Below are 19939 nucleotides of genomic sequence, written 5' to 3' on the forward strand. Positions count from 1 at the left end.
GGTGACGGCGAGCGGTCCGTGCCCTGACGCACGGACCAACCGCCGACGACCGAAGGAATGCGAGCGCCCCCCTGGCACGGGACCCGAGCCGCGCCACGGCACTCGGCGCCTTTCCGGACAGTGGCGCTGCGCTCGGTCGGTCCGCAGATCTTTGCTGGTCGTCCCGCGCCGCCGTAGCCCGCGACGAGCGCGCCGCGCACCGCGACGAGGTGGCGAAGGCACTCGAACGGTACGGCCGCTCGGCCGGCAGGCGCTTGAACAGGCCGTCAGGGGGCGCGCCTGTGGCCCTGGCCGCTTCCGCACCGCTGAAGGACACGGTCGAGGAGTCCCGGGCGCAGCGGCTGTCCTCCAGTGCCTATACCCGGCCGGCCCGGGCCGGCCGCTGACGGGAGGGATGGGGAAGATGTCCGATGGTACGGCCACCAGGCCTGCGGCGTTCGTCTTCGACCTGGACGGGACACTCGTCGACAGCGTCTACCAGCACGTCATCGCCTGGCAGCAGGCGTTGAGCGAGATGGGCATCGGCCTGGCGATCTGGCGGATCCACCGGAGGATCGGGATGAGCGGTGGCCTGCTCGTGCAGGCCATGATGCGCGAGACCGGCGTACGGCTGACGCCGAAGGAGGCCGATGAACTGCAGAACGCCCATCACCGCCACTTCGAAGGCTGGACGAACGCCATCCGGCCGCTGCCCGGAGCCGCCGAGCTTCTCCGGACGCTGACGGACTGCGGCGTCCCCTGGACGATCGCCACCAGCGCCCGCCGTGACGACGCCGCACCCATGCTCGCCAGACTCGCCGTGCCGCCTGACGTGCCGACGGTCACCCGCGAGGAAGTCAGCCGCGCCAAACCGGACCCCGATCTGTTCCTGGAGTGCGCGGCGCGACTCGGCATCCCGGCCCGCGACTGTGTCGTCGTCGGAGACAGTGTGTGGGATCTGCTGGCTGCGCGGCGGGCGGCGGCACTCGGAGTGGGGCTGCTGTCCGGAGGATACGGGCAGGACGAACTGGAGCGGGCCCAAGCGTTCCGGGTGTACGCCGACCCCCTCGACCTGCTGGGGCACATCGACGAACTCGGCGTGCGGGACACGCACGGCGCCTGACCGCGACGCACCCGTCCCGGGGCGGTCTGGCAAAACCGGCTGCTGGCGATGTCGAAGCATTCCGGGGAATCCTGTGCCCGACGCCCGAGTCGAGGGAGATCACAATGCCCGGCAATATTGAACGTGCCGCCCCGCGCACCGCGGCTCAGGCCGCCGAGCAGATCCTGGCGAATGCCGCCGAGCAGGCCGAGCGGCAGCACCCGCAGGACCCGTACGCCCAGCGCGTCGCCGAGGTCGGGATGCTCACGGGCACGTTGGGGGTCCTGCTGGACGCGGTGCGCCCCTTCACCGAGGAAGGTGAAGAAGGCGGGCAGTGACCGGCGTTTTCGGCACCGGCCGCGAGGTCCGCGTCGGCATTTCGATCGCCGTTTGGGGGCAGTGTATGCGCGGTGCCTGTGTGAGCTCGCCGGCGAGCTGGTGTTCGGGTCACCTAACTCAGCTCTGTCGTGGCCTTGTCCGGAGCCGCGAACTTTGTTGCGCCCCGTGGCACACCCTCTTTCCTGGTCGGCGGTTCGGGTGCCGCCGACCGGCTACGGCAATACGGAGGCCAGCGAGTTCGGCAGACCGGATTTGAGGTGGTCCCACTCGCCTTCGCTGACGTGGCGTTCCAGAACCTCCAGCACGGTGCGAACCGTCGCGATGTGGTGTTCCGTCGAATCTGGCAGTGGTAGCCGCACAAGAGGAAGGAGCGGGGCGTGACGGAGCGTACGACGTGCTGCGTAATCGGTGCCGGGCCGGCGGGGGTGGTGCTGGGGCTGCTGCTCGCGCGGTCCGGAGTCCGGGTGACGGTCCTGGAGAAGCACAGTGACTTCCTGCGCGACTTCCGCGGTGACACCGTGCACCCCTCCACTCTCGCCCTGCTGGACGAACTGGGCCTCGGCGAGCGCTTCGCCCGGCTGCCGCAACGCCGGGTCGACGCCATCCGGCTGCCGGTAGGGCCGGGCGGCACACCAGTCGTCGTCGGCGACCTCGCCGCCCTGCGGCCGCCGTATAACTACGTCGCCATGGTGCCGCAATGGGATCTGCTGGAACTCCTCGCGGACGAGGCGGGCAAGGAGCCGTTGTTCACGCTGCGCATGGACACCGAGGCGACTGGTTTCCTGCGCTCCGGCGGCCGGATCACCGGGGTGCGCTACCGCGGCTCGGACGGCACGACCGGCGAGCTGCATGCCACCTTGACGGTGGCGTGCGACGGCCGTGGATCACTGGCGCGGGCGCTGCCCGAGTTGCGGCTCGAGCGGTTCGCCTGCCCGATGGATGCCTGGTGGTTCCGCTTGCCGCGCCACGAGAACGACCCAAGTGGCCTGCTGGGCAACCTCGGTCACCGCTTCATGACCGTGCTGATCGACCGCGGCACGTACTGGCAGTGCGCGGCGCTGATCCCCAAAGGCACCGACGCCGAGAGGCGCGCTGCCGGACTCGACCATTTCATGTCCCAGGTCGCCGCCGCCACGCCTTGGCTTGCCGACCGGACCGGGACGCTGACGTCCTGGGACGAGGTCAAGCTGCTGGATGTCCGACTGGACCGGCTGCGCCGGTGGCACCGCCCGGGGCTGTTGTGCATCGGTGACGCGGCGCACGCCATGTCACCGGTGTTCGGCATCGGCATCAATCTCGCCGTGCAGGACGCGGTGGCCGCCGCGCGCATCCTCAACGGGCCGCTGCTCTCCGGTCGCGTCGGGCTGCCGCACGTGCGCGCGGTTCAGCGGCGCCGCCGTCCGACCACTGTCGCCACGCAGACCCTGCAACGGCTGGTGCACGCCCGGGTCCTCGCTCCGGTGCTGGCCGGGCGGCCCCCGCTGACAGACGGCGGCACAGGACTGACCCGGGTGCTTGCTGCGGACTCGGGCTCCTGGCTGCGTCGAGCACCCGCGTACTTCTTCGCGTACGGCGCCCTGCGCGAGCGTCCGCCGACAGCCACCGTGCGCTGACCTCCGCCGTGCGCTGACCTCCGCCGTCCCCCGCCAGCCGCCGTGCGCCGACAGCCGCCGTACGCTGACCACGGCGCACGGCGACGCCACTGGAACTATTTCATCAACGCGCACCCACGGCGGGTGATATCAAGGCGCCTGCCACGATGGCTCGCCGGATCGGCAGCCGAAGTACGGGGAGCAGAGACATATTTGCCGAGCTGAGCGGCCGGATCGCGGTGCACGGGAGGCGGTTGCCCCACAGCCGTCCTATTTCATCAAGCTGGTCATGACGGATACGTCCCGGCCAATCTGGCAGCGGTCGCCCGAGCCGCCGGGTTCGGGCCGTCGACGAAAGGGACGCCATGTCCTCACCTACTGCTCCCGGATCACCGCGGGCGATACGTCACCAGTTGGTTCTGCTCGTCACATGCCTCGCTCTGGGCACCGTGGTCGCGGCCATGGCCTCGCTCAACGTAGCTCTGCCCGACCTCGCCCGCGACACCCGCGCCAGCCAGACCGATCTGTCCTGGATCGTCGACGCCTACAGCCTCGTCTTCGCCTCACTGCTGCTGCCGGCGGGTGCCCTCGGCGACCGGTTCGGCCGACGCAAGGCACTGCTTGCCGGACTGGCCGTGTTCGGCGGCGGTTCCGCGGCGGCCGTCTTCACCACCAGCCCGGCGGTGCTGACGGGCCTGCGCGGTGTGCTCGGCGTGGGTGCCGCGCTGGTCATGCCGGCCACCCTTTCGACCATCACCGCCACCTTCCCCTCCGCCCAGCGCGCACGCGCGGTGAGCGTCTGGGCAGCCGTGGCCGGCGCCGGCGCCCTGCTCGGGGTCCTCGCCACCGGGACACTGCTGGAACAGTGGACGTGGCGCTCCGCCTTCTGGCTGAACGTGGCACTGGCCGCCCTCGCACTCGTGGGCACGCTGCTGTTCGTACCGGAGTCGGCCGAGGCGGACCAGCCGCGGCTGGACGCGAAGGGCGCCCTGTTGTCCGTCATCGGGCTCGTCGCCCTGGTGTATTCCATCATCGAGGCACCGGCGCGCGGCTGGGGGAACCCGGCCACTGTGGGCGGCATCGGCGTCGGCTTCCTCGTGCTGGCCGCGTTCGTGCTCTACGAGCTGCGCCGGCGGCACCCGCTGCTGGATCCTCGCCTGTTCCGCGACCGTCACTTCGCCGCCGGCTCGCTGTCGATCACACTGCAGTTCTTCGTGTTCTTCGGTTTCATCTTCGTGATGATGCAGTACCTGCAACTGGTGCGGGGGGACAGCGCGCTCGTGGCCGCCACGTCGATGATCCCCATGGCCCTGGCCATGATGCCCGCATCCCGGCTGACCCCGCGCCTGGTGGCACGGTTCGGCTTCCGCGCCCCCTGGACCTTGGGCCTGGTGGCCGTCTCCGCCGCCATGGGTGTGCTGACCCAGGTCGGCACTTCGAGCTCGTACTGGGTGATCGGCACCGGGCTGCTCCTGCTCGGTGCGGGGATGGGGCTGGCCATGACTCCGGCGACCACAGCGATCACCGACGCACTGCCGCGCTCCCTGCAGAGCGTCGGGTCGGCGGTGAACGACCTCTCCCGCGAGCTCGGGGGCGCCCTGGGCATCGCCGTCCTGGGAAGCGTTCTCACCGCTTCCTACCGCAGCCACCTCCATCTCCCCCACGCCCCCGTGGCCGTGGCCCGGGCCGCCCGGTCCTCGCTGGCCGCCGCCCACGCCATCGGTGGTCCCGCCGCCGAACAGGGGCGCGGCGCCTTCATCGACGGCATGCACACCGCCCTGCTCGGCGCAGCCGTGACCGCGGCCCTGGCCGCCGTCGCCGTCGCCACGCTCATGCGATCCCCCCGCCACCCCTCACGGCACGCCGCTCACACCAAGGTCGAGGGCGGGCCGGCGACACACGCCGAGACCCGGCCCGCCGGCCTCCGCTCCCGGCATTAGAACGAGGTGCGAAGAGCACCGCCGACAAATCTGTCGACACATCCGTCGACAGAGGACTTCACGATTCTCGTGTCGGAGCCCGGACGCCCTGGTCCTCCTACCTTCGCCGGTACGCTGCAACGGTGCGCACGGTCGAACTCCTGTTGGACGAGGCGGCGGAGTTGGCGGTCCGGGACGCCTGGCGGCGACTCGCGAACGCGGGGCTGCCCAGTCAGGCGCGCCACCGCTCACCGACCAACAGCCCGCACCTCACCCTGGCCACCTGCCGGGAGCTGACCGCCCCGATTCGCTGGGAGCTCGCCGAGGTGGCCGCCGCCCTGCCGCTACCGGTGCGGTTCACCGGTGTCGTCCGCTTCGAGCGGCCCACCTCGGTGCTGGCCTGGGGGCTGGACCTCGACTCCGCACTGGACGGCTTGCACCGAAGGGTGTGGGAGGCGGTCGCCTCGGACAGCCCGCCCGAAGCGCTCAACCCCTTCCACGCACCGGGGCGCTGGAGCCCGCACATCACCCTGGGCCGTACCCGGCGGGCTGGTGCCTTCGCCGGCCGGCGGGTCCCCGGACTGCTGCCGGCGCCGCCGCTGTCGGCCTCGCTCACCACTCTGCGCAGCTACGACACGGAGACCGGCGACCTGGAGGTGCTGGAACCCCGTTGAGCGCTTCGCCCACGTCGGCCTTACTTCGTCTTCTGGCGGAGGATTCAGGCGGAGTAGGACGTTGTCGGCTGTTGGACACCGGAAGCGCTGGTCAGAAGGCGTAGCGGACAGTGAGCCAGGGGGCGTGTGCGGCGACCAGTTCCCGCATGCGCTGGACGGCCGGTCCTTTCACGCCGGAGCGTTAGCGGACGTTGTGCCCACCGTTCTGCGACCGTTTGGCCTGCTGCAGATCCGGGCGCCACAGCAGATCCTCGGCGCGCGGGTGCCAGCCCAGGTTGACCTCGTGCAGGTCCTGGTTGTGGGTGAGCAGGATGATCTCGGCGGCGGCCTGCGTCTTCACGGCCGGCGGGAGCGCGTCGTCCATCTGCTGCAGCAACTGTGTCCAGGCCGCCTCCCAGCCCGGGCGCAGCACGACCGGCGAGAGGTTGAAGTGCACCTCGTACCCGGCCTCCACGAAGTCGCCGGCGGCGGCGATCCGCTCGGTGACCGGGCTGGAGCGGATGTCCAGCAGCCGGGCATCCTCCGGCGGCATCACAGAGAAGCGGATCCGGGTACGCCCGCGGGGGTCGAGAGCGAGCAGGCCCCGGTTGACGAACTTGGTGGCGAAGCTGGCCTTGGCGGTCGGCCAGCACCGGAAGGCACGGATCAGATCGGCGGTGTTGTCACAGATCAGCGCGTCGACGGAACAGTCGCCGTTCTCACCGATGTCGTAAACCCAGCAGGCGGGGTCGCACTGGTTGGGCTGGGGCTTGCGGCCCTGACCGGCGACATGACGCTCCAGGGAGGCGACGATGCGGTCGATGTTGGTGAAGATCGTGATCGGGTTGGCGTAGCCCTTGCGGCGCGGTACGTAACAGTAGGCGCAGGCCATGGCGCAGCCGTTGGATGCTCCCGGTGCGATCCAGTCGGCGGAGCGGCCGTTGGGACGGCTGGTCAGCGTCTTACGGACCCCCAGGACCAGGGTCTCGGTCTTCACCCGGACCCAGCGCTCGGCGTTGCCCTGATTGCCGTGCAGGTGCGGGATGCGCCAGTGGGAATCGACTTCGATCAGGCGGGCCTGCGGGAAGCGGGCCAGAATCTGGCGACCGCGTGGAGAGGCGGCCGCTTCGGGTTCGGCGTGGATCTCTCGCACATCGAGCAGTCGTGCGGCGTCCTGGGACAAGGCCGCGGGTTCGGCCTCGGGGATCAGGTCGCCGACGGGAAACAGGCTCTCCTGATGCTGGCCTGCGCCGTCACGGGATGGTGGTGGCATGGTGGTTCCGGTGAGAGAGGGCCGGCGCCGGAGGGTCCTTCCACTGTCCGCTCCCGTGAAGCCGGGTGCGCACAGGCGCCATGGATGTCGCTTTCCGACTGTTCAGGTTACTGCTACTCGGTCGACGACCCGGTCGGGGCGCTCGGTGCCGGCAACGGCGTCTCGAGCTCCGAGGTCTTTTGCATACGCGGTGAGCAGGATCATGAGCTGAACGTGTTCAGAGAGTCGACCGACGGATCCGGGTCGACCGAACGCGAGGGTGCGAACACCGCAATTGGCGGAAGCGGTCGGCGCCCATGCCGCCGGCGGATCGGTGGAACGCGCGGCGGTGCGTATCCGGGCAGGTCTGTCGGTGGACGCCGCGGCTGTCGAGCACGGGGTGGCACTGTCCGCGGGCCGGCACCAACAGCTCGCAGGAGTCAGCGAGATCGTCGGCGTTGGAACGCTTCCCTCGGCTCGCCACCGCGGTCTCGCGCTCGGGGTCACCGCGGCGCTGGTGGCCGACGCCCGGTGGTGGGAGCGGAAACCGTCTTCCTGTCGGCAGGTGACGACGACGTCGCGCGAATCTACGCTCGACTGGGCTTCCGCCGGACCGGAACGGCGCTGATCGCCGAACCCGCCGGATAGGTCCACTTCCCAGCCCCGACACACCCGCCGCAGCAGCGGGCGAGGCAAGCCTGCCGCCCGCGGACGACGACCGTACTGTTGCCGGCCGGCCCTGCCGAGACGATGGACGAGTCGGAGATGCGGATCCTCAGGCGTCCTCCGGATACCACCGCAGTTCCACAGTGTTGCCGTCCGGGTCCTGCACATAGAGAGAGACCGCGGTGCCCCGGGCCCCGGAGCGCTTGCCGGGGCCGTCCACTACCGTGAAGGTGCCGGAGTCGATGACCTGTTGCCAGTCGAGCGGCTCGACCACCAGGCAGATGTGGTCGACGTTGGAACCCCGCGGCCGCCCGGCGGGCGCAGTGACGAGGTCGATGATGGTCGTCGGGCTCACTCGCACTGACGGGAAGGAGACCTTGCCGGCCCGCCACTCCTCCACTCGCACCGGTTGCAGGCCCAGGGGACCGGTGTAGAAGGCGAGCGACCGCTCGATGTCGGCGACGTTCAGGACGAGGTGGTCGAAGCCGATCACGCGCATGGGTGTCTCTCCGGGGGGTGAGGCGCACGGGGCGCCGGTGGCAGTACGGCGGGGCCGGCGGCTTCCGGGACCGGCCTGTCCGCGACGGTCGTTCTCCGGATGCTGTGACCTGCTCCTGATCCGAGCATCGCGCAGAGGTATTCATTGGTCCAACGCAAGCTTGTCATTGGATCCATCGCGTTTCGCGATCAATTATCAGGGTGGAGCATGGCTGTTGTGGCTCACTTGAGACGATCGCCACCGGGAAGGCGGACACAAATACCAGACGGAGTTGTCTCTTTCGTAGTTTCGATGTCACCATGGCAGCCCTCATACGGCCGTGTCGTTGGAGAGGACAGGGCGCAACTGATGCATCCCCGAGCAGAGCAGACCCGTCTCGAACTCCTCCATGCAGCGGCGACGCTGATCAGGTGCACAGGCCTCAGGTCCGCTGGACTGAACGCGATCTCCCGCGATGCCGGTGTGAGCCGAGGGGCCCTCACCTTCCACTTCCCGACCAAGGGCGCCCTGGCCGCCTCCGTGTACAGCGAGGCCCGCGCCGACGTGATCTCGCTGCTCGACGTCGTCTTCTCCGACCTGTCGAGCAACCCCGCAGCCGGCTTCGGCGATGCGTTGTGGCGTGCTGCCCGGGAGGACCCCGTGATCGGGGCGGGTCTGCGCCTGACGGCCGACGGTGAGGAGGAGTCGGCTCCGAGGCTGCGCGAGGAGGTGCTCGAGGCGCTGCACCAGCGCACTGCCGCGTGGTTGCGGGACCATCCGGACGCGCGCGCCCTCGCGGACCTGGTCGTGGTGATGACGGCGGGCCTCGAATCGCTGAGCCGGGCCAAGACGCACTGGTGGGACCCGGACATCTCCTCGCGCGTGTGGGATCTCGTGCGGCCGCTGCTCGCTACGGCGGAGAAAGCCTCAGACGAAGCAGTAGACCCGGTACCGCGAGCCCGGGAAGAATCAGCCGCCACATAGCGGACACCCGTTCGGGCAGGTCCCGGCGCTCCGAGTACACGTGAGAAACCAGCTGCACGCCGGTGAACGCGCCGACGATGAACTGCGTGATCTCATCGATGTCGACGCCGGGCAGCAACTCTCCCTTCTGCCCGGCCAGATGGAGCTGGCGGGACACCGCGTCCTCTGCCGCCTTGTACGGCCGGCTGCCAGGGCTGTGGAACGACGCCTGCTCCACCGTCAGCCGCACGCTGGCTCGCAGCACGGGATCGGTCTGCAGCCTTCGGGCGTACTGGAAGGTCAGGTCGATGAGCGACTGCAGCCGGAGGTTCCGCTCCGGTGCCTCCAGTGCTTCGGACTGAGAGTCCACCAGGGCTACGGCGATGGACTCCTTCGAAGGGAAGTGGTGATACAGCGCGCCGCGTGTCAGGCCGGAGCGCATGATGATGTCCGTGGTGCTGGCGCCCTCGTAGCCGTGCTCGTCGAAGAGCGACGCCGCCGCCTCGAGGATCGCCCGCCGGGTTCTGATAGCTCGTTCTTGACGTACCAATTCGTTAATCCTCTGAAAAAAGACAGGTCTGCCTGTAGCCTACGACGCGGCCGCTAGCCGCGTATATACAGGCGACTGCTTTCGGAGACCATAGACATGCAGAAGAATCTCAAGGCATACGCGCACACCGCTCAGCAGGCGATACCACTTCAAGATGAATCCCGGACAGAGGAGTCACGGTGGACGGCCCGTCGGCTGACGCGAACTGTTCCGCGAGAGTACACACACCGGGCGGCGGTGGCCGAGGTCTTCCTCACCGACTGGGCGCCCGGACAACCTGACGGTTTCGTGGTGAGCGCGCAGTGGCCCCGTGGACACTCGTTCTTCTTACAGCGCTCCGGCTACCAGGACCCGCTGCTCATCGCGGAGTCCGTCCGCCAGGTGGGCTCGCTCATCGCTCACGCCGAGTTCGGCGTGCCCCTGGGCCATCACTTCCTGATGCACAACCTGTCCTACACGGTCACAGAGCAGGGCCTGGCCACCGCCCCGATACCGACCGAGGTGGAGATGCGGGTGACCTGCCACGATCTGTCCAAGCGGGGTGGGCAGCTCACCGGGATGCGCTACCAGGTGACACTCGTGCGCGACGGCCGTTCGGTCGGGTTCGCCGAAGCGGACTTCAACTGCCTGTCGCCCCGGGTCTACCAGAGGCTGCGCGGACGCAGGCCGACGAGTGTGGCTCCGGCACGGGGTCAGGTGGTCCCTCCGGCGTCGGTCGGTCGGGTGCTGCCGTCCGACGTGGTGCTCCTCGCGCCGGAGAAGGCCTCTCACCGCTGGCAGTTGCACCTGGACACCCGGCACCCCATTCTCTTCGACCACCCCGTCGACCATGTTCCAGGCATGGTGCTGATGGAGGCCGCCCGCCAGGCCGCGCAGGCTGTCCATCCCCTGCCGGTACTCGCGCTGGGCATGGACAGCACGTTCTCGCGCTTCGCCGAACTGGACGCTCCTTGCTGGATCGAGGCCGAAGTGGCGGAGGACTCCGGCCTCGTTCACGTCACGGGGACACAGAACGGCAGCACCGTGTTCACCGCACACGTCACGACATGGCACGCGTGACACCTGGTCACCGGGATGGGCAAGAAGCCGCTGGTCTCCTGATCACGGGCGCCGGCGGCTTCATCGGCAGCCGTGTGGCACACCGTGCCGGGCAGCTGCCCGGCAGGCGGACGCTGCGTCTGCTGGCCCACCGGCGCGCCCTTCCCCTGGCGCCCCGTGCGGCGGACGTCGTCGCCGGCGATCTGGGCGATCCCCCTTCACTGTACGGTCTGTGCGAGGGCGTGGAGACGGTCGTGCACTGCGCCTCCCTCATCGACGGCACCGACGAAGAGTGCGAGGCCGTCAACGTCCGAGGCACCGAAGCCCTGGTCAAGGAGGCACAGCGGGCCGGGGTGTCGCGTGTCGTGTACCTGAGCACCGCTTCCGTCTACGGGCGGGGCACGTTCCGTGACGCGCGGGCTGAGGTCCTGGTGCGCAACCCCGGGTCGCCCACCTCTCGCACCCGTGCGGTCGCCGAGGACATCGTCCTGGCTGCCGGCGGCACGGTCCTCCGCCCTCATCTCGTCTACGGAACCGGAGACCGCTGGGTCGGCCCGGGGCTCGTCACCTTGCTCCGCACGATCGACGCCGGCGTTCAGGGCTGGCGAGCCCGGGTGTCCGCCATCGACGTGAACGATCTGGCCAGGGTCGTACTCGAGACCGCTCTGGCGCCCGGCGATCGGCTGAAGACGTGCGTGTACCACGCGAACCATCCGCGGCCGACGACCGCCGGTACCCTCCTGCGAGTTTTCGCCGAACTCGCCGAACTGGTTCCGAATGAACGGATGCTGACGTATGACCAGGCCGCCGAGCGGCTTCGGGTAGTCGGCCGGTCGGCCAACTCGCTGGACATGATGGTCACCGACCACTGGTTCGAGAGCGGCCGACTGTGGTCCGACCTCGGGGTCGAGCCGGGGGCCGGCTTCGAGGAGGGCATGGCCCGGCACGCCGCCTGGTACCGGGCGACGCTCCGCGCGTCCTGAGTCTGCTTGCCACGACCCACCGGTCGCTACCCCTGTTCCGTCTCAGCAGAAACAAACAAATCTGCCTCTGAGTCACGACCAGGAAACCGCCTTCAGGTGGCCTGGTCGTGTACTGCGGGTGTGCTTTCCATCCGAAAGAGCCCACTCGAGGGCGGAATTCGGGGTTCCCCGTGGCGTCCCAATATCTCGAAGATCAACGTTGACAAACAGGCAGAGCTGTCTGTTAGTGTTCCGTCCGATCCGCTGCTGGACGTACGCATCACCCAACTCCAAGGAGTGTGGATGGCTCGTCCTCACGTCGTGACGCCGCAAGCCGGCCTCACGCGGTAATACCGCTCCCGCACGACCCGCAGCTCATCGCACCTCATCACCTGACGCCGGGTTGCCGGACGGATGGTGAGCCTGGGCGGGGTTCCTGTACCGCCGGCTCCGACCGTTCGACGGCATGAGAACAATCTGCGCCTGCCAGGCGCACGTCACTGGTGCAATCACGCCTGCTTCACGACCCAGAAGGGATGATCAGTCATGCCTACGATCACCGTGGGAAGTTCCCGCATCCAGTACCGCGTTGCCGGCACGGGCCCGGCCCTGATGCTGGTCCACGGCGTCGGTAAGGGCGGCGAGGCGGCCTTCGGGCACCTGGTCGATCAGTTCACGCGGCGCAACACCGTCATCCTGCCCGACCTGTCCGGCAGCGAGGCGGCCGAGGACGACGGCAGCGCCCTGACCATGGAGCAGTTGGCCGACGAGGTCGCCGCCGTGATCGAGCACGCCGGGCCCGGACCGGTGGACCTTCTGGGCTTCTCGCTCGGCGGGGCGGTCGTGACGGCCACGGCGGCCCTCCACCCCGACAAGGTCCGGCGCCTGATCCCCGTGGGCGGCCTGGTTCAGGCGGACCGCTACATGGAGAACCTGATCGGCCTGACGCTGAGCCAGAAGCACGATCCGGTGGCGTTCGGCCGGGTGCTGACGACCACCGCGTTCAGCCCGCGGTTCATCAACAGCCTCGACAGCCTGGAAGAGATCGACAGCATGGGCGCGCAGCTGAGCCCGTCCACGGGACGCATCCGGCAGTTGGAGCTGCTGGTGCGAACCGACATCCGGGACCTGGTCGGAAAGGTCCAGGCGGACACCCTGGTCCTCGCCTGCAACCCGGATGCCGCCGTGCCGACCCACCACTCCCGTGAGCTGCACGAGGGGATCTCGAACTCCTCCTACGTCGAGTTCGACAGCGGTCACATGGTGCTCGTCGAACAGCCCGAGGAGTTCGTGCGCGTGGTGAACGAGTTCATCCACAAGCCCTGACCCGCGGTCACGTCCCACCGCCGGTGGCGCTCAGGGGCGCGGCCCGCTCGGGAAGCGCCCCTCGTTCAGCACGCTCGCACACACGACAGACACAGGAGGAGAAGTGGCCAGGATTCTGCTCGCGGTCAGCAGCCACGACGTTCTCGGGGACACCGGGAACCGGACGGGCTACAGCGTCTCGGAGGCGGCGCATCCGTACAACGTCTTCGTCGCCGCCGGACACGAGGTGGACTTCGTCTCGGTTCGCGGCGGCGAGCCGCCGGCCGTGGTGTTCGACGGGGAGGAGGACGACCCGGAGATCATGGGCTTCCTCGCCGACGAGACCGTCAAGGCGAAGCTCGCGGCGACCCGGCCCGCCGCCCGGGTGCGGCCCGAGGGCTACGCGGCGATCTACTACGTCGGCGGCCACGGCGCGATGTGGGACTTCCCCGACTCCCCGGACCTCGCCCGCATCGCGACCGGCATCTACGAGCGCGGCGGTGTCGTCGCCGCCGTCTGCCACGGCCCCGCGGCCCTGGTGAACCTGCGCCTGTCCGACGGCACCTCGCTGATCGAGGGCAAGCGGGTCACCTCCTTCAGCAACGAGGAGGAGCACTCCCTCGGGCTCGTCGACGTCATGCCGTTCCTTCTGGAGGACCGGCTCAAGGAGCGGGGCGCCCGCCACAGCAAGGCACCGGCCTACGAGGCCAACACCGAGAGCGACCAGCGGGTCATGACCGGGCAGAACCCGGCGTCGGCCGCGCCCCTCGCCGAACTCGTCGTGGCCGAGCTGAAGAACACCACCGCGGGCGCCTGACCCCGCGGACCACCACGATCGCCGCACCACACCAACGGACGCCGGCACCGGCTGCAAGGAAAGGGAGAGCAGAATGCAGAACCTGATCCAAGTCGCGGGAATCATCGACCAGGCCGAAGCGGACATGATCGTCGAGGAGGGAGCGGACTGGCTCGGCTTCGCGCTGCGGCTGCCCGCCAGGAACGAGGACATCTCCGAGGCGGACGCCGCCGCCATCATCAAGGCGCTCCAGCCCCGGAACAAGGGCGTCATCATCACGTACCTGACCGACGCCGACGAGATCAGGGCCTTCTGCGCGGACATGGGCGTCGACGCCATCCAGCTGCACGGTGACATCGCCCCCGCCGAGCTGCGCCGGCTGCGGGCCATCGCCCCCGACCTCTTCCTGCTGAAGAGCCTGGTGGTGAAGGCGGACAACTTCGACGAGCTGAGGCGGACGGTCGACGGCGCCGCCGAGTACGTCGACACGTTCATCACCGACACCTTCAACCCGGCCACCGGAGCCAAGGGCGCGACCGGCCTGGTGCACGACTGGGACATCAGCGCCGAGCTGGTGCGGATCTCGCCCCGGCCGCTGATGCTGGCGGGCGGCCTGAACCCGCACAACGTCGCCGAGGCCATCGAGAAAGTCCGTCCGGCGGCCGTCGACGCGCACACCGGCCTGGAGGACGCGTCCGGCCGTAAGGACCGGCTGAAGGTGCGCACCTTCGTCGCGGAGGCGCGCAAGGCGTTCGAGCGGATCGCCGGCGAGAGCAAGTAGGGGTGAGGGGAATGGCCACCGAGGCAACTGCGCTTCAGGATGCTGTTCACCTCCTGCCGCAGACCAACCAGTTGCGTGCACTGCAGAGCATCATACGGGACCGGCATGCCAAGCGGAAGGACTTCGTCCCCAACGCGGGCCGCATCATACGGCAGTTGATCGAGGCGGGCCTGGAGCTGCTGCCGTTCGAGCCGTACGACGTGCAGACCCCGGTGGGCAGGACGTACCACGGGCTGCGGCTGACCGAGCAGATCTGCGGGGTCTCCGTCGTCCGCGCCGGCGACAGCATGGAGACGGAACTGCGCGCGATGATGCCGGAGATCCGGCTCGGCAAGATCCTCATCCAGCGCGACAAGGTGACCAAGCTGCCGCGGCTGTACTACTCCGCGCTGCCCTCGGACATCGCCCAGCGCCATGTGCTGCTGCTCGACCCGATGCTCGCCACCGGCGGCACCGCCCTCGCCGCGATCGATGTGCTGTGCGACCACGGCGTGCCCGAGGAGCACATCGTGTTCGTCAATCTGCTGTGCTCGCCCGAGGGCATCAGGGCCGTCCGTGAACGCCGCCCCGCCGTGCGGATGGTGACGTCGTCCATCGAGGAACGCCTGGACGAGAACGCCTTCATGCAGCCGGGCATCGGCGACTTCGGCGACCGGTACTTCGGCACGGACCTGCCGGCCTGAGCCCCCGCCGGGCGGGCCTGCCCCGGCCCTGTGCGCCTCACTCCCGTTCGCCTCACCCAAGGAGGACACCGAACCATGACCACCGCGGGCGCCGACGGCGTCACCAAAGTCGCCGTCATCTACTACTCCGGAACCGGCAACGTCCACAGGCTCGCCACGGCCGCGGCCGAGGCGGCGGAGAAGGCCGGCGCGCAGACCCGCCTGCGCCGGGTGCCCGAGTACGTCGACGAGTCCCTGTGGCCCGAGTTCGACGAATGGACCCGGGCCTGGGCGGAGAACGCCGAAGCCACCAAGGACATACCGGCCGCCGCCGTCGACGACCTCGACTGGGCGGACGCCATCCTGCTGGGCGGCCCTGGCCGCTTCGGCCTCATCCCCGCCCCGCTCAAGCACTTCATCGACCAGGCGTGGCCGCTGAACGCACGCCGCGGACTGGCCGGCAAGGTCATGTCGTCGTTCACCTCGACCGGCGCGCCGCACGGCGGCCAGGAGAGCGTGATCCTCTCGCTGAACAACGTCTTCTACCACTGGGGCGGGATCATCGTGCCGCCGGGCGTGACCGACGACATCGTGATGGCGCCGAGCAACGGCAACCCCTACGGGGTCAGCTCGGTCTCCGGCCGGCAGGCCGTCCCCGGGCGGCTCGCCGAGAACGTCACCGACGACAACCTCGCCGCCATCGGCTACCAGACCCAGCGGGTCACCGAGATCGCCACAGCACTGCGGCGCGGGTTCGCAGCCGGCATATAGGGATGCCCACGGCTGCGCCGTTCCCGCGCGAACGGCCCGATGCCACTCATCCAATGGGGGACCGAATGATGCCAGACAACGGATCCAGTCCGGAGCCTTCCGACGAGACGACGCTTCCGGATCTGCTCCGCGCGCAAGCGGCGCGCCGGCCCGACGACACGGCCGTCGTGTACGGCGAGGACCACCTCTCCTACCGTCAGCTCCTGCGCCGCAGCGACCAGTTGGCGGGCTGTCTGCACCGGCTGGGAGTGCGTGCCGACGACCGGGTCGGCCTGTTCGTGGAACCGTCGCTGGATCTGATGACCGGCGCCTGGGGAATCCTTTCCGCGGGCGGCGCCTATCTGCCGCTGTCGCCCGAGTACCCCGAGGAGCGCCTGCGCTACATGATCGAGGACTCCGCCACCGGCGTCATCCTGACGCAGGCGGACCTCGTGGACCGGCTTACCGCGCTGGCGCCCGAGGGCACGACGATCATCACGCCGGACGACGCCGAGGGCTTGGGCCCGGCACCCGTCCGGCCGGCCGCGGAGAACCTGGCGTACGTCATCTACACCTCCGGCAGCACCGGCCGGCCCAAGGGCGTGATGATCGAGCACCGCAGCATCGTCAGCCAGATGCGCTGGCTCGCCGCCGCCCACGGGCTCGGCGCGCGCACGCGGGTGCTGCAGAAGACGCCCATGAGTTTCGACGCGGCGCAGTGGGAGATCCTCGCGCCGGCCTGCGGCGCCCTCGTGGTGATCGGCGGCCCCGGCATCCACCGGGACGCCGAGCGGCTGATCCACACCGTCAAGGAGCACGGCGTCACCACGCTCCAGTGCGTGCCGACGCTGCTCCAGGCGCTGCTGGACATCTGCGATCTGCCCGGCTGCGACTCGCTGCGGCAGATCTTCACCGGCGGCGAGGCGCTGACCAGGACGCTCGCCCAGGAGTGTCTGGACGCCCTGCCGGGGTGCGAGCTGGTCAACCTGTACGGGCCGACCGAGTGCACCATCAACTCGTCGGCGTTCACCGTCGACCGGGACGGCGTCGGCGAGGGGCCGAACTCCGTCTCCATCGGCGCCCCCGTGGACGGCACGACGTACCGCATCCTGGACGACAAGCGGTCCGAGGTGGCCGTCGGCGAGGTCGGCGAGCTGTACATCGGCGGTGTCCAGCTGGCGCGCGGCTATCTGCACCGGCCGGAGCTGACCGCGGAGCGGTTCGTGCCGAATCCTTTCGGCCCGGGCCGGCTGTTCCGCACCGGCGACCTGGCCTACTGGAACGCCGACGGCACGGTCCAGTTCGTCGGCCGGGCGGACAACCAGGTGAAGCTGCGCGGCTTCCGCGTCGAGCTGGACGAGATCAAGCTGGCGATCGAGACCCACCACTGGGTCAAGCACGCCGCGGTGATCGTCAAGGAGGACCGGCGGACCGGCTTCCAGAACCTGATCGCCTGCGTGGAGCTGAACCCCAGGGAAGCGGCCCTGATGGACCAGGGCAACCACGGCGCGCACCACCAGTCCAAGGAGAGCAAGCTCCAGGTCAAGGCGCAGCTGTCGAACTCCGGTGTGCGCGACGCGGACGAGACGGCCGGCAAGTGGTCGGTCGACCTGCCGGGCCACACGGCCACGAGGGCGCAGCGGCGGCAGGCGTTCGCCCGCAAGACCTACCGCTTCTACGAGGGCGGGGAGGTGACGAAGGACGACATCCTGCGGCTGCTCGGCCGGCGGATCCCCGGGGGACGGCCGCGTGCCCTGTCCGACCTCGGGTGGGAGCAGTTCGGGGAGATCCTGCGGTACTTCGGCCAGCACCTGAGCGAGGAGCGGCTGCTGCCCAAGTACGGCTACGCCTCCCCCGGTTCGCTCTACGCCACCCAGCTGTACCTGGACCTCGCGGGCATCGCCGACCTGCCTGCGGGCATCTACTATTACCACCCGGTCGAGCACCGGCTGGTGCTGATCACCGAGACGGCGGGCGGACCCGGGCCGCGTGTCGCGCTGCACTTCCTGGGCCGCAGGCGGGCCATCGAGCCGGTCTACCAGAACAACATCCGCGAGGTGCTGGAGATCGAGACCGGCCACATGGTGGGCCTGTTCGAGGAGATCCTCCCGGGGTACGGGCTGGACATCACGGCGCTGGAGTTCGCCCCGGGGACCAAGGACCTCCTGGAGGTCGCAGAGGAGGACTACTACCTCGGCACGTTCGCCCTCGTCCCCTATCCCGGGCCGCGCGAGGAGGACACGGTCGACCTCTACGTCCAGGCCCACCCGGGCAAGGTCGCCGGGCTGCCCGCCGGCCAGTACGCCTACAGGGACGGCCGGTTGGAGCGGATCTCCTCCGAGCTGGTGCTGCGCAAGGAGGTCATCGCCATCAACCAGGCGGTGTACGACCGGGCGAGCCTCGGCATCTCGGTCATCAGCCGCGGCGGGCCCGGCTGGCGCCGGTACATCGACCTCGGCCGCACCCTCCAGCATCTGTCGATGAACGACGCCGGCCTGGGCTTCATGTCGTCCGGGTACAGCTCCCGCACCGGGGACGACCTGCCGTCCGCCCGGAAGATCGACGCCGTGCTGCGCGGTCTCGGCCGGCCGACCGGGCCGTCGTACTTCTTCGTGGGCGGCCGGGTGAGCGAGGAGCAGCGGCGGCACGAGGGCATGCGCGAGGACGTCGTCCACATGCGCGGTCCGGCGGAGATGATCCGGGACGACCTGATCAACTTCCTGCCGGACTACATGATCCCGAACAAGGTCGTCATCCTCGACGAGCTGCCGGTCACCGCGAACGGCAAGATCGACGTGCGGGCGCTCGCCGCCTCCGACAAGACCGATGTGGGCAGCGACGAGCGGCCCTTCGTCGCCCCCCGCACCACCGCGGAACGCCGTATCGCCCAGCTGTGGAAGAAGGCGATGAAGCGGGAGACGGTCTCGGTGCACGAGGACTTCTTCGCCTCCGGCGGCAACTCGCTCATCGCGGTCGGGCTCATCAACAGGATCAACCGGGAGCTGGGGGTGTCGCTTCCGCTCCAGGTGCTGTTCGAGTCCCCGACGATCGAGGCGCTGGCCCGGCGGGTGCAGGGCGGGAGTGGCGCCGAGCACTCCTCCCGGCTGGTCCCGCTGCGGCGCGAGGGCTCGGGCAAGCCGGTGTTCTGCTGGCCTGGCCTGGGCGGCTACACCATGAACCTGCGGCTGCTGGCCGAACGGACGGGCGACGACCGGCCGTTCTACGGGGTGCAGGCGTACGGGATCAACGCGGGCGAGGTGCCGTATCCGACGATCCGGCAGATGGCCGCCGACGACGTCCGGGCGATCCGGGAGGTGCAGCCGGAGGGCCCGTACACGCTGTGGGGGTACTCCTTCGGGGCGCGGGTCGCCTTCGAGACGGCGTACCAGTTGGAGCAGTTGGGAGAGAAGGTCGAGCACGTGGTGCTGATCGCGCCCGGTTCGCCCAAGGTCCGCTCGGCGTGCGCGATGGAACGCAACGCCTCCTACGCCAACAAGGCCTACGTGCGGATCCTGTTCTCCGTGTTCGCCGGCACGGTGGACGGGCCGCTGGCGGACGAGTGCGTCGCCGTCGCCGAGGACGACCGGACGTTCGCCGAGTTCATCAGCGCGCACTTCCCCGGGCTCGACGTCGACCTGGTGCTGCGGATCATCCAGGTGGTCGGGACGACCTTCGAGTTCAGCTACACCTTCCGGGAGCTGACAGAGCGTCATATCAGCGCTCCCGTCACGATCTTCAAGGCCCAGGGCGACGACTACTCGTTCCTGGACGGGGTCAGCGGCTACGCGCACACGCCGCCGGCCATGGTCGAGCTCCGGGCCGACCACTACTCGATCCTGAAAGATCCGGACGTCGAGGAGCTGGCCACGGCCATCCGCCGGCGTCTGGGACTCCAGAAGGAGACCATCATGCCGCACGTCAACATCAAGCACTTCCCGGTGGCGCTCAGCGACGAGCAGCACGTCCGGCTGGTCACGGCCGTGACCGAGGCGGTGAGCGCCGCCTTCAGCTGCGACGAGGGCGTGGTGTCCATCGCCATCGAGCCGGTCGACAAGGAACGCTGGAACGAGCAGGTCTACATACCGGAGATAGTGAACCGGCGGCACATCCTCAGCAAGGTCCCGAACTACGGCCCGGACGCCGGCTGAGACG

General features: G+C 69.4%; 17 protein-coding genes and 1 pseudogene. 15 read left to right on the forward strand and 3 right to left on the reverse strand.

Features of this window, described 5'->3' with window-relative positions:
* Positions 1-403: 403 nt before the first annotated feature.
* The 5 genes from IE217_RS23130 to IE217_RS23150 all read left to right on the forward strand — a co-directional run bounded on the left by IE217_RS23130 (position 404) and on the right by IE217_RS23150 (position 5605).
* Entirely contained in the window at positions 404-1102 is a 699-nt protein-coding gene (locus IE217_RS23130; protein ID WP_190179829.1) for an HAD family hydrolase, read from the forward strand.
* Between the two features lie 104 nt (positions 1103-1206).
* Complete coding sequence (locus IE217_RS23135; RefSeq protein WP_190179830.1) at positions 1207-1419, forward strand: hypothetical protein; 213 nt, start codon at positions 1207-1209, stop codon at positions 1417-1419.
* A gap of 378 nt (positions 1420-1797) precedes the next feature.
* A complete protein-coding gene (locus IE217_RS23140) occupies positions 1798-3033 on the forward strand; it encodes an FAD-dependent oxidoreductase (protein WP_190179831.1) in 1236 nt (411 codons plus the stop codon).
* 440 nt (positions 3034-3473) lie between these two features.
* Entirely contained in the window at positions 3474-4952 is a 1479-nt protein-coding gene (locus IE217_RS23145; protein WP_229865529.1) for an MFS transporter, read from the forward strand.
* A gap of 122 nt (positions 4953-5074) precedes the next feature.
* Positions 5075-5605 carry a 2'-5' RNA ligase family protein gene (locus IE217_RS23150; protein ID WP_190179833.1) on the forward strand — a complete coding sequence of 177 codons (531 nt, stop codon included), beginning with the start codon at positions 5075-5077 and terminating at the stop codon, positions 5603-5605.
* 91 nt (positions 5606-5696) lie between these two features.
* On the opposite strand, the pseudogene IE217_RS23155 reads toward IE217_RS23150, so the two are convergent.
* Positions 5697-6857 (reverse strand): annotated as a pseudogene (locus IE217_RS23155) (spore photoproduct lyase family protein).
* 274 nt (positions 6858-7131) lie between these two features.
* Here IE217_RS23155 and IE217_RS23160 point away from each other — a divergent pair.
* Complete coding sequence (locus IE217_RS23160; RefSeq protein ID WP_190179834.1) at positions 7132-7464, forward strand: GNAT family N-acetyltransferase; 333 nt, start codon at positions 7132-7134, stop codon at positions 7462-7464.
* Between the two features lie 147 nt (positions 7465-7611).
* On the opposite strand, the gene IE217_RS23165 is transcribed toward IE217_RS23160, so the two are convergent.
* Positions 7612-8001 carry a VOC family protein gene (locus IE217_RS23165; RefSeq protein ID WP_190179835.1) on the reverse strand — a complete coding sequence of 130 codons (390 nt, stop codon included), beginning with the start codon at positions 7999-8001 and terminating at the stop codon, positions 7612-7614.
* 348 nt (positions 8002-8349) lie between these two features.
* Here IE217_RS23165 and IE217_RS23170 point away from each other — a divergent pair, with 348 nt between their 5' ends.
* Positions 8350-8964, forward strand: a complete 615-nt coding sequence (locus tag IE217_RS23170; protein ID WP_190179836.1) for a TetR family transcriptional regulator — start codon at positions 8350-8352, stop codon at positions 8962-8964.
* Here IE217_RS23170 and IE217_RS23175 read toward each other — a convergent pair.
* A complete protein-coding gene (locus IE217_RS23175) occupies positions 8891-9493 on the reverse strand; it encodes a ScbR family autoregulator-binding transcription factor (RefSeq protein WP_190179837.1) in 603 nt (200 codons plus the stop codon). The genes IE217_RS23170 and IE217_RS23175 overlap by 74 nt on opposite strands.
* Positions 9494-9589: 96 nt before the next feature.
* Here IE217_RS23175 and IE217_RS23180 point away from each other — a divergent pair, with 96 nt between their 5' ends.
* The 8 genes from IE217_RS23180 (at position 9590) to IE217_RS23215 (ending at position 19935) form a co-directional block, all read left to right on the forward strand.
* Positions 9590-10552, forward strand: a complete 963-nt coding sequence (locus IE217_RS23180; RefSeq protein WP_190179838.1) for a ScbA/BarX family gamma-butyrolactone biosynthesis protein — start codon at positions 9590-9592, stop codon at positions 10550-10552.
* A 74-nt stretch (positions 10553-10626) separates the two neighbouring features.
* Complete coding sequence (locus tag IE217_RS23185) at positions 10627-11514, forward strand: NAD-dependent epimerase/dehydratase family protein (protein ID WP_229865531.1); 888 nt, start codon at positions 10627-10629, stop codon at positions 11512-11514.
* Between the two features lie 525 nt (positions 11515-12039).
* Positions 12040-12819 (forward strand): alpha/beta fold hydrolase, encoded by a 780-nt coding sequence (locus IE217_RS23190; protein ID WP_190179840.1) that lies wholly within the window; start codon positions 12040-12042, stop codon positions 12817-12819.
* A 103-nt stretch (positions 12820-12922) separates the two neighbouring features.
* Positions 12923-13615: a type 1 glutamine amidotransferase domain-containing protein gene (locus IE217_RS23195; protein WP_190179841.1), complete on the forward strand. Its 693-nt coding sequence runs from the start codon at positions 12923-12925 to the stop codon at positions 13613-13615.
* Between the two features lie 73 nt (positions 13616-13688).
* Positions 13689-14375, forward strand: coding sequence for a phosphoribosylanthranilate isomerase (locus IE217_RS23200; protein WP_190179842.1), 687 nt, complete (start codon positions 13689-13691; stop codon positions 14373-14375).
* Between the two features lie 11 nt (positions 14376-14386).
* A complete protein-coding gene (gene upp / locus IE217_RS23205; protein WP_190179843.1) occupies positions 14387-15058 on the forward strand; it encodes a uracil phosphoribosyltransferase in 672 nt (223 codons plus the stop codon).
* 75 nt (positions 15059-15133) lie between these two features.
* A complete protein-coding gene (locus IE217_RS23210) occupies positions 15134-15808 on the forward strand; it encodes an NAD(P)H-dependent oxidoreductase (protein ID WP_190179844.1) in 675 nt (224 codons plus the stop codon).
* Positions 15809-15876: 68 nt separating this feature from the next.
* Positions 15877-19935: an amino acid adenylation domain-containing protein gene (locus IE217_RS23215; RefSeq protein WP_229865532.1), complete on the forward strand. Its 4059-nt coding sequence runs from the start codon at positions 15877-15879 to the stop codon at positions 19933-19935.
* Positions 19936-19939: the final 4 nt, after the last annotated feature.

The organism is Streptomyces naganishii JCM 4654, assembly GCF_014650575.1.
Lineage (GTDB): Bacteria > Actinomycetota > Actinomycetes > Streptomycetales > Streptomycetaceae > Streptomyces > Streptomyces naganishii.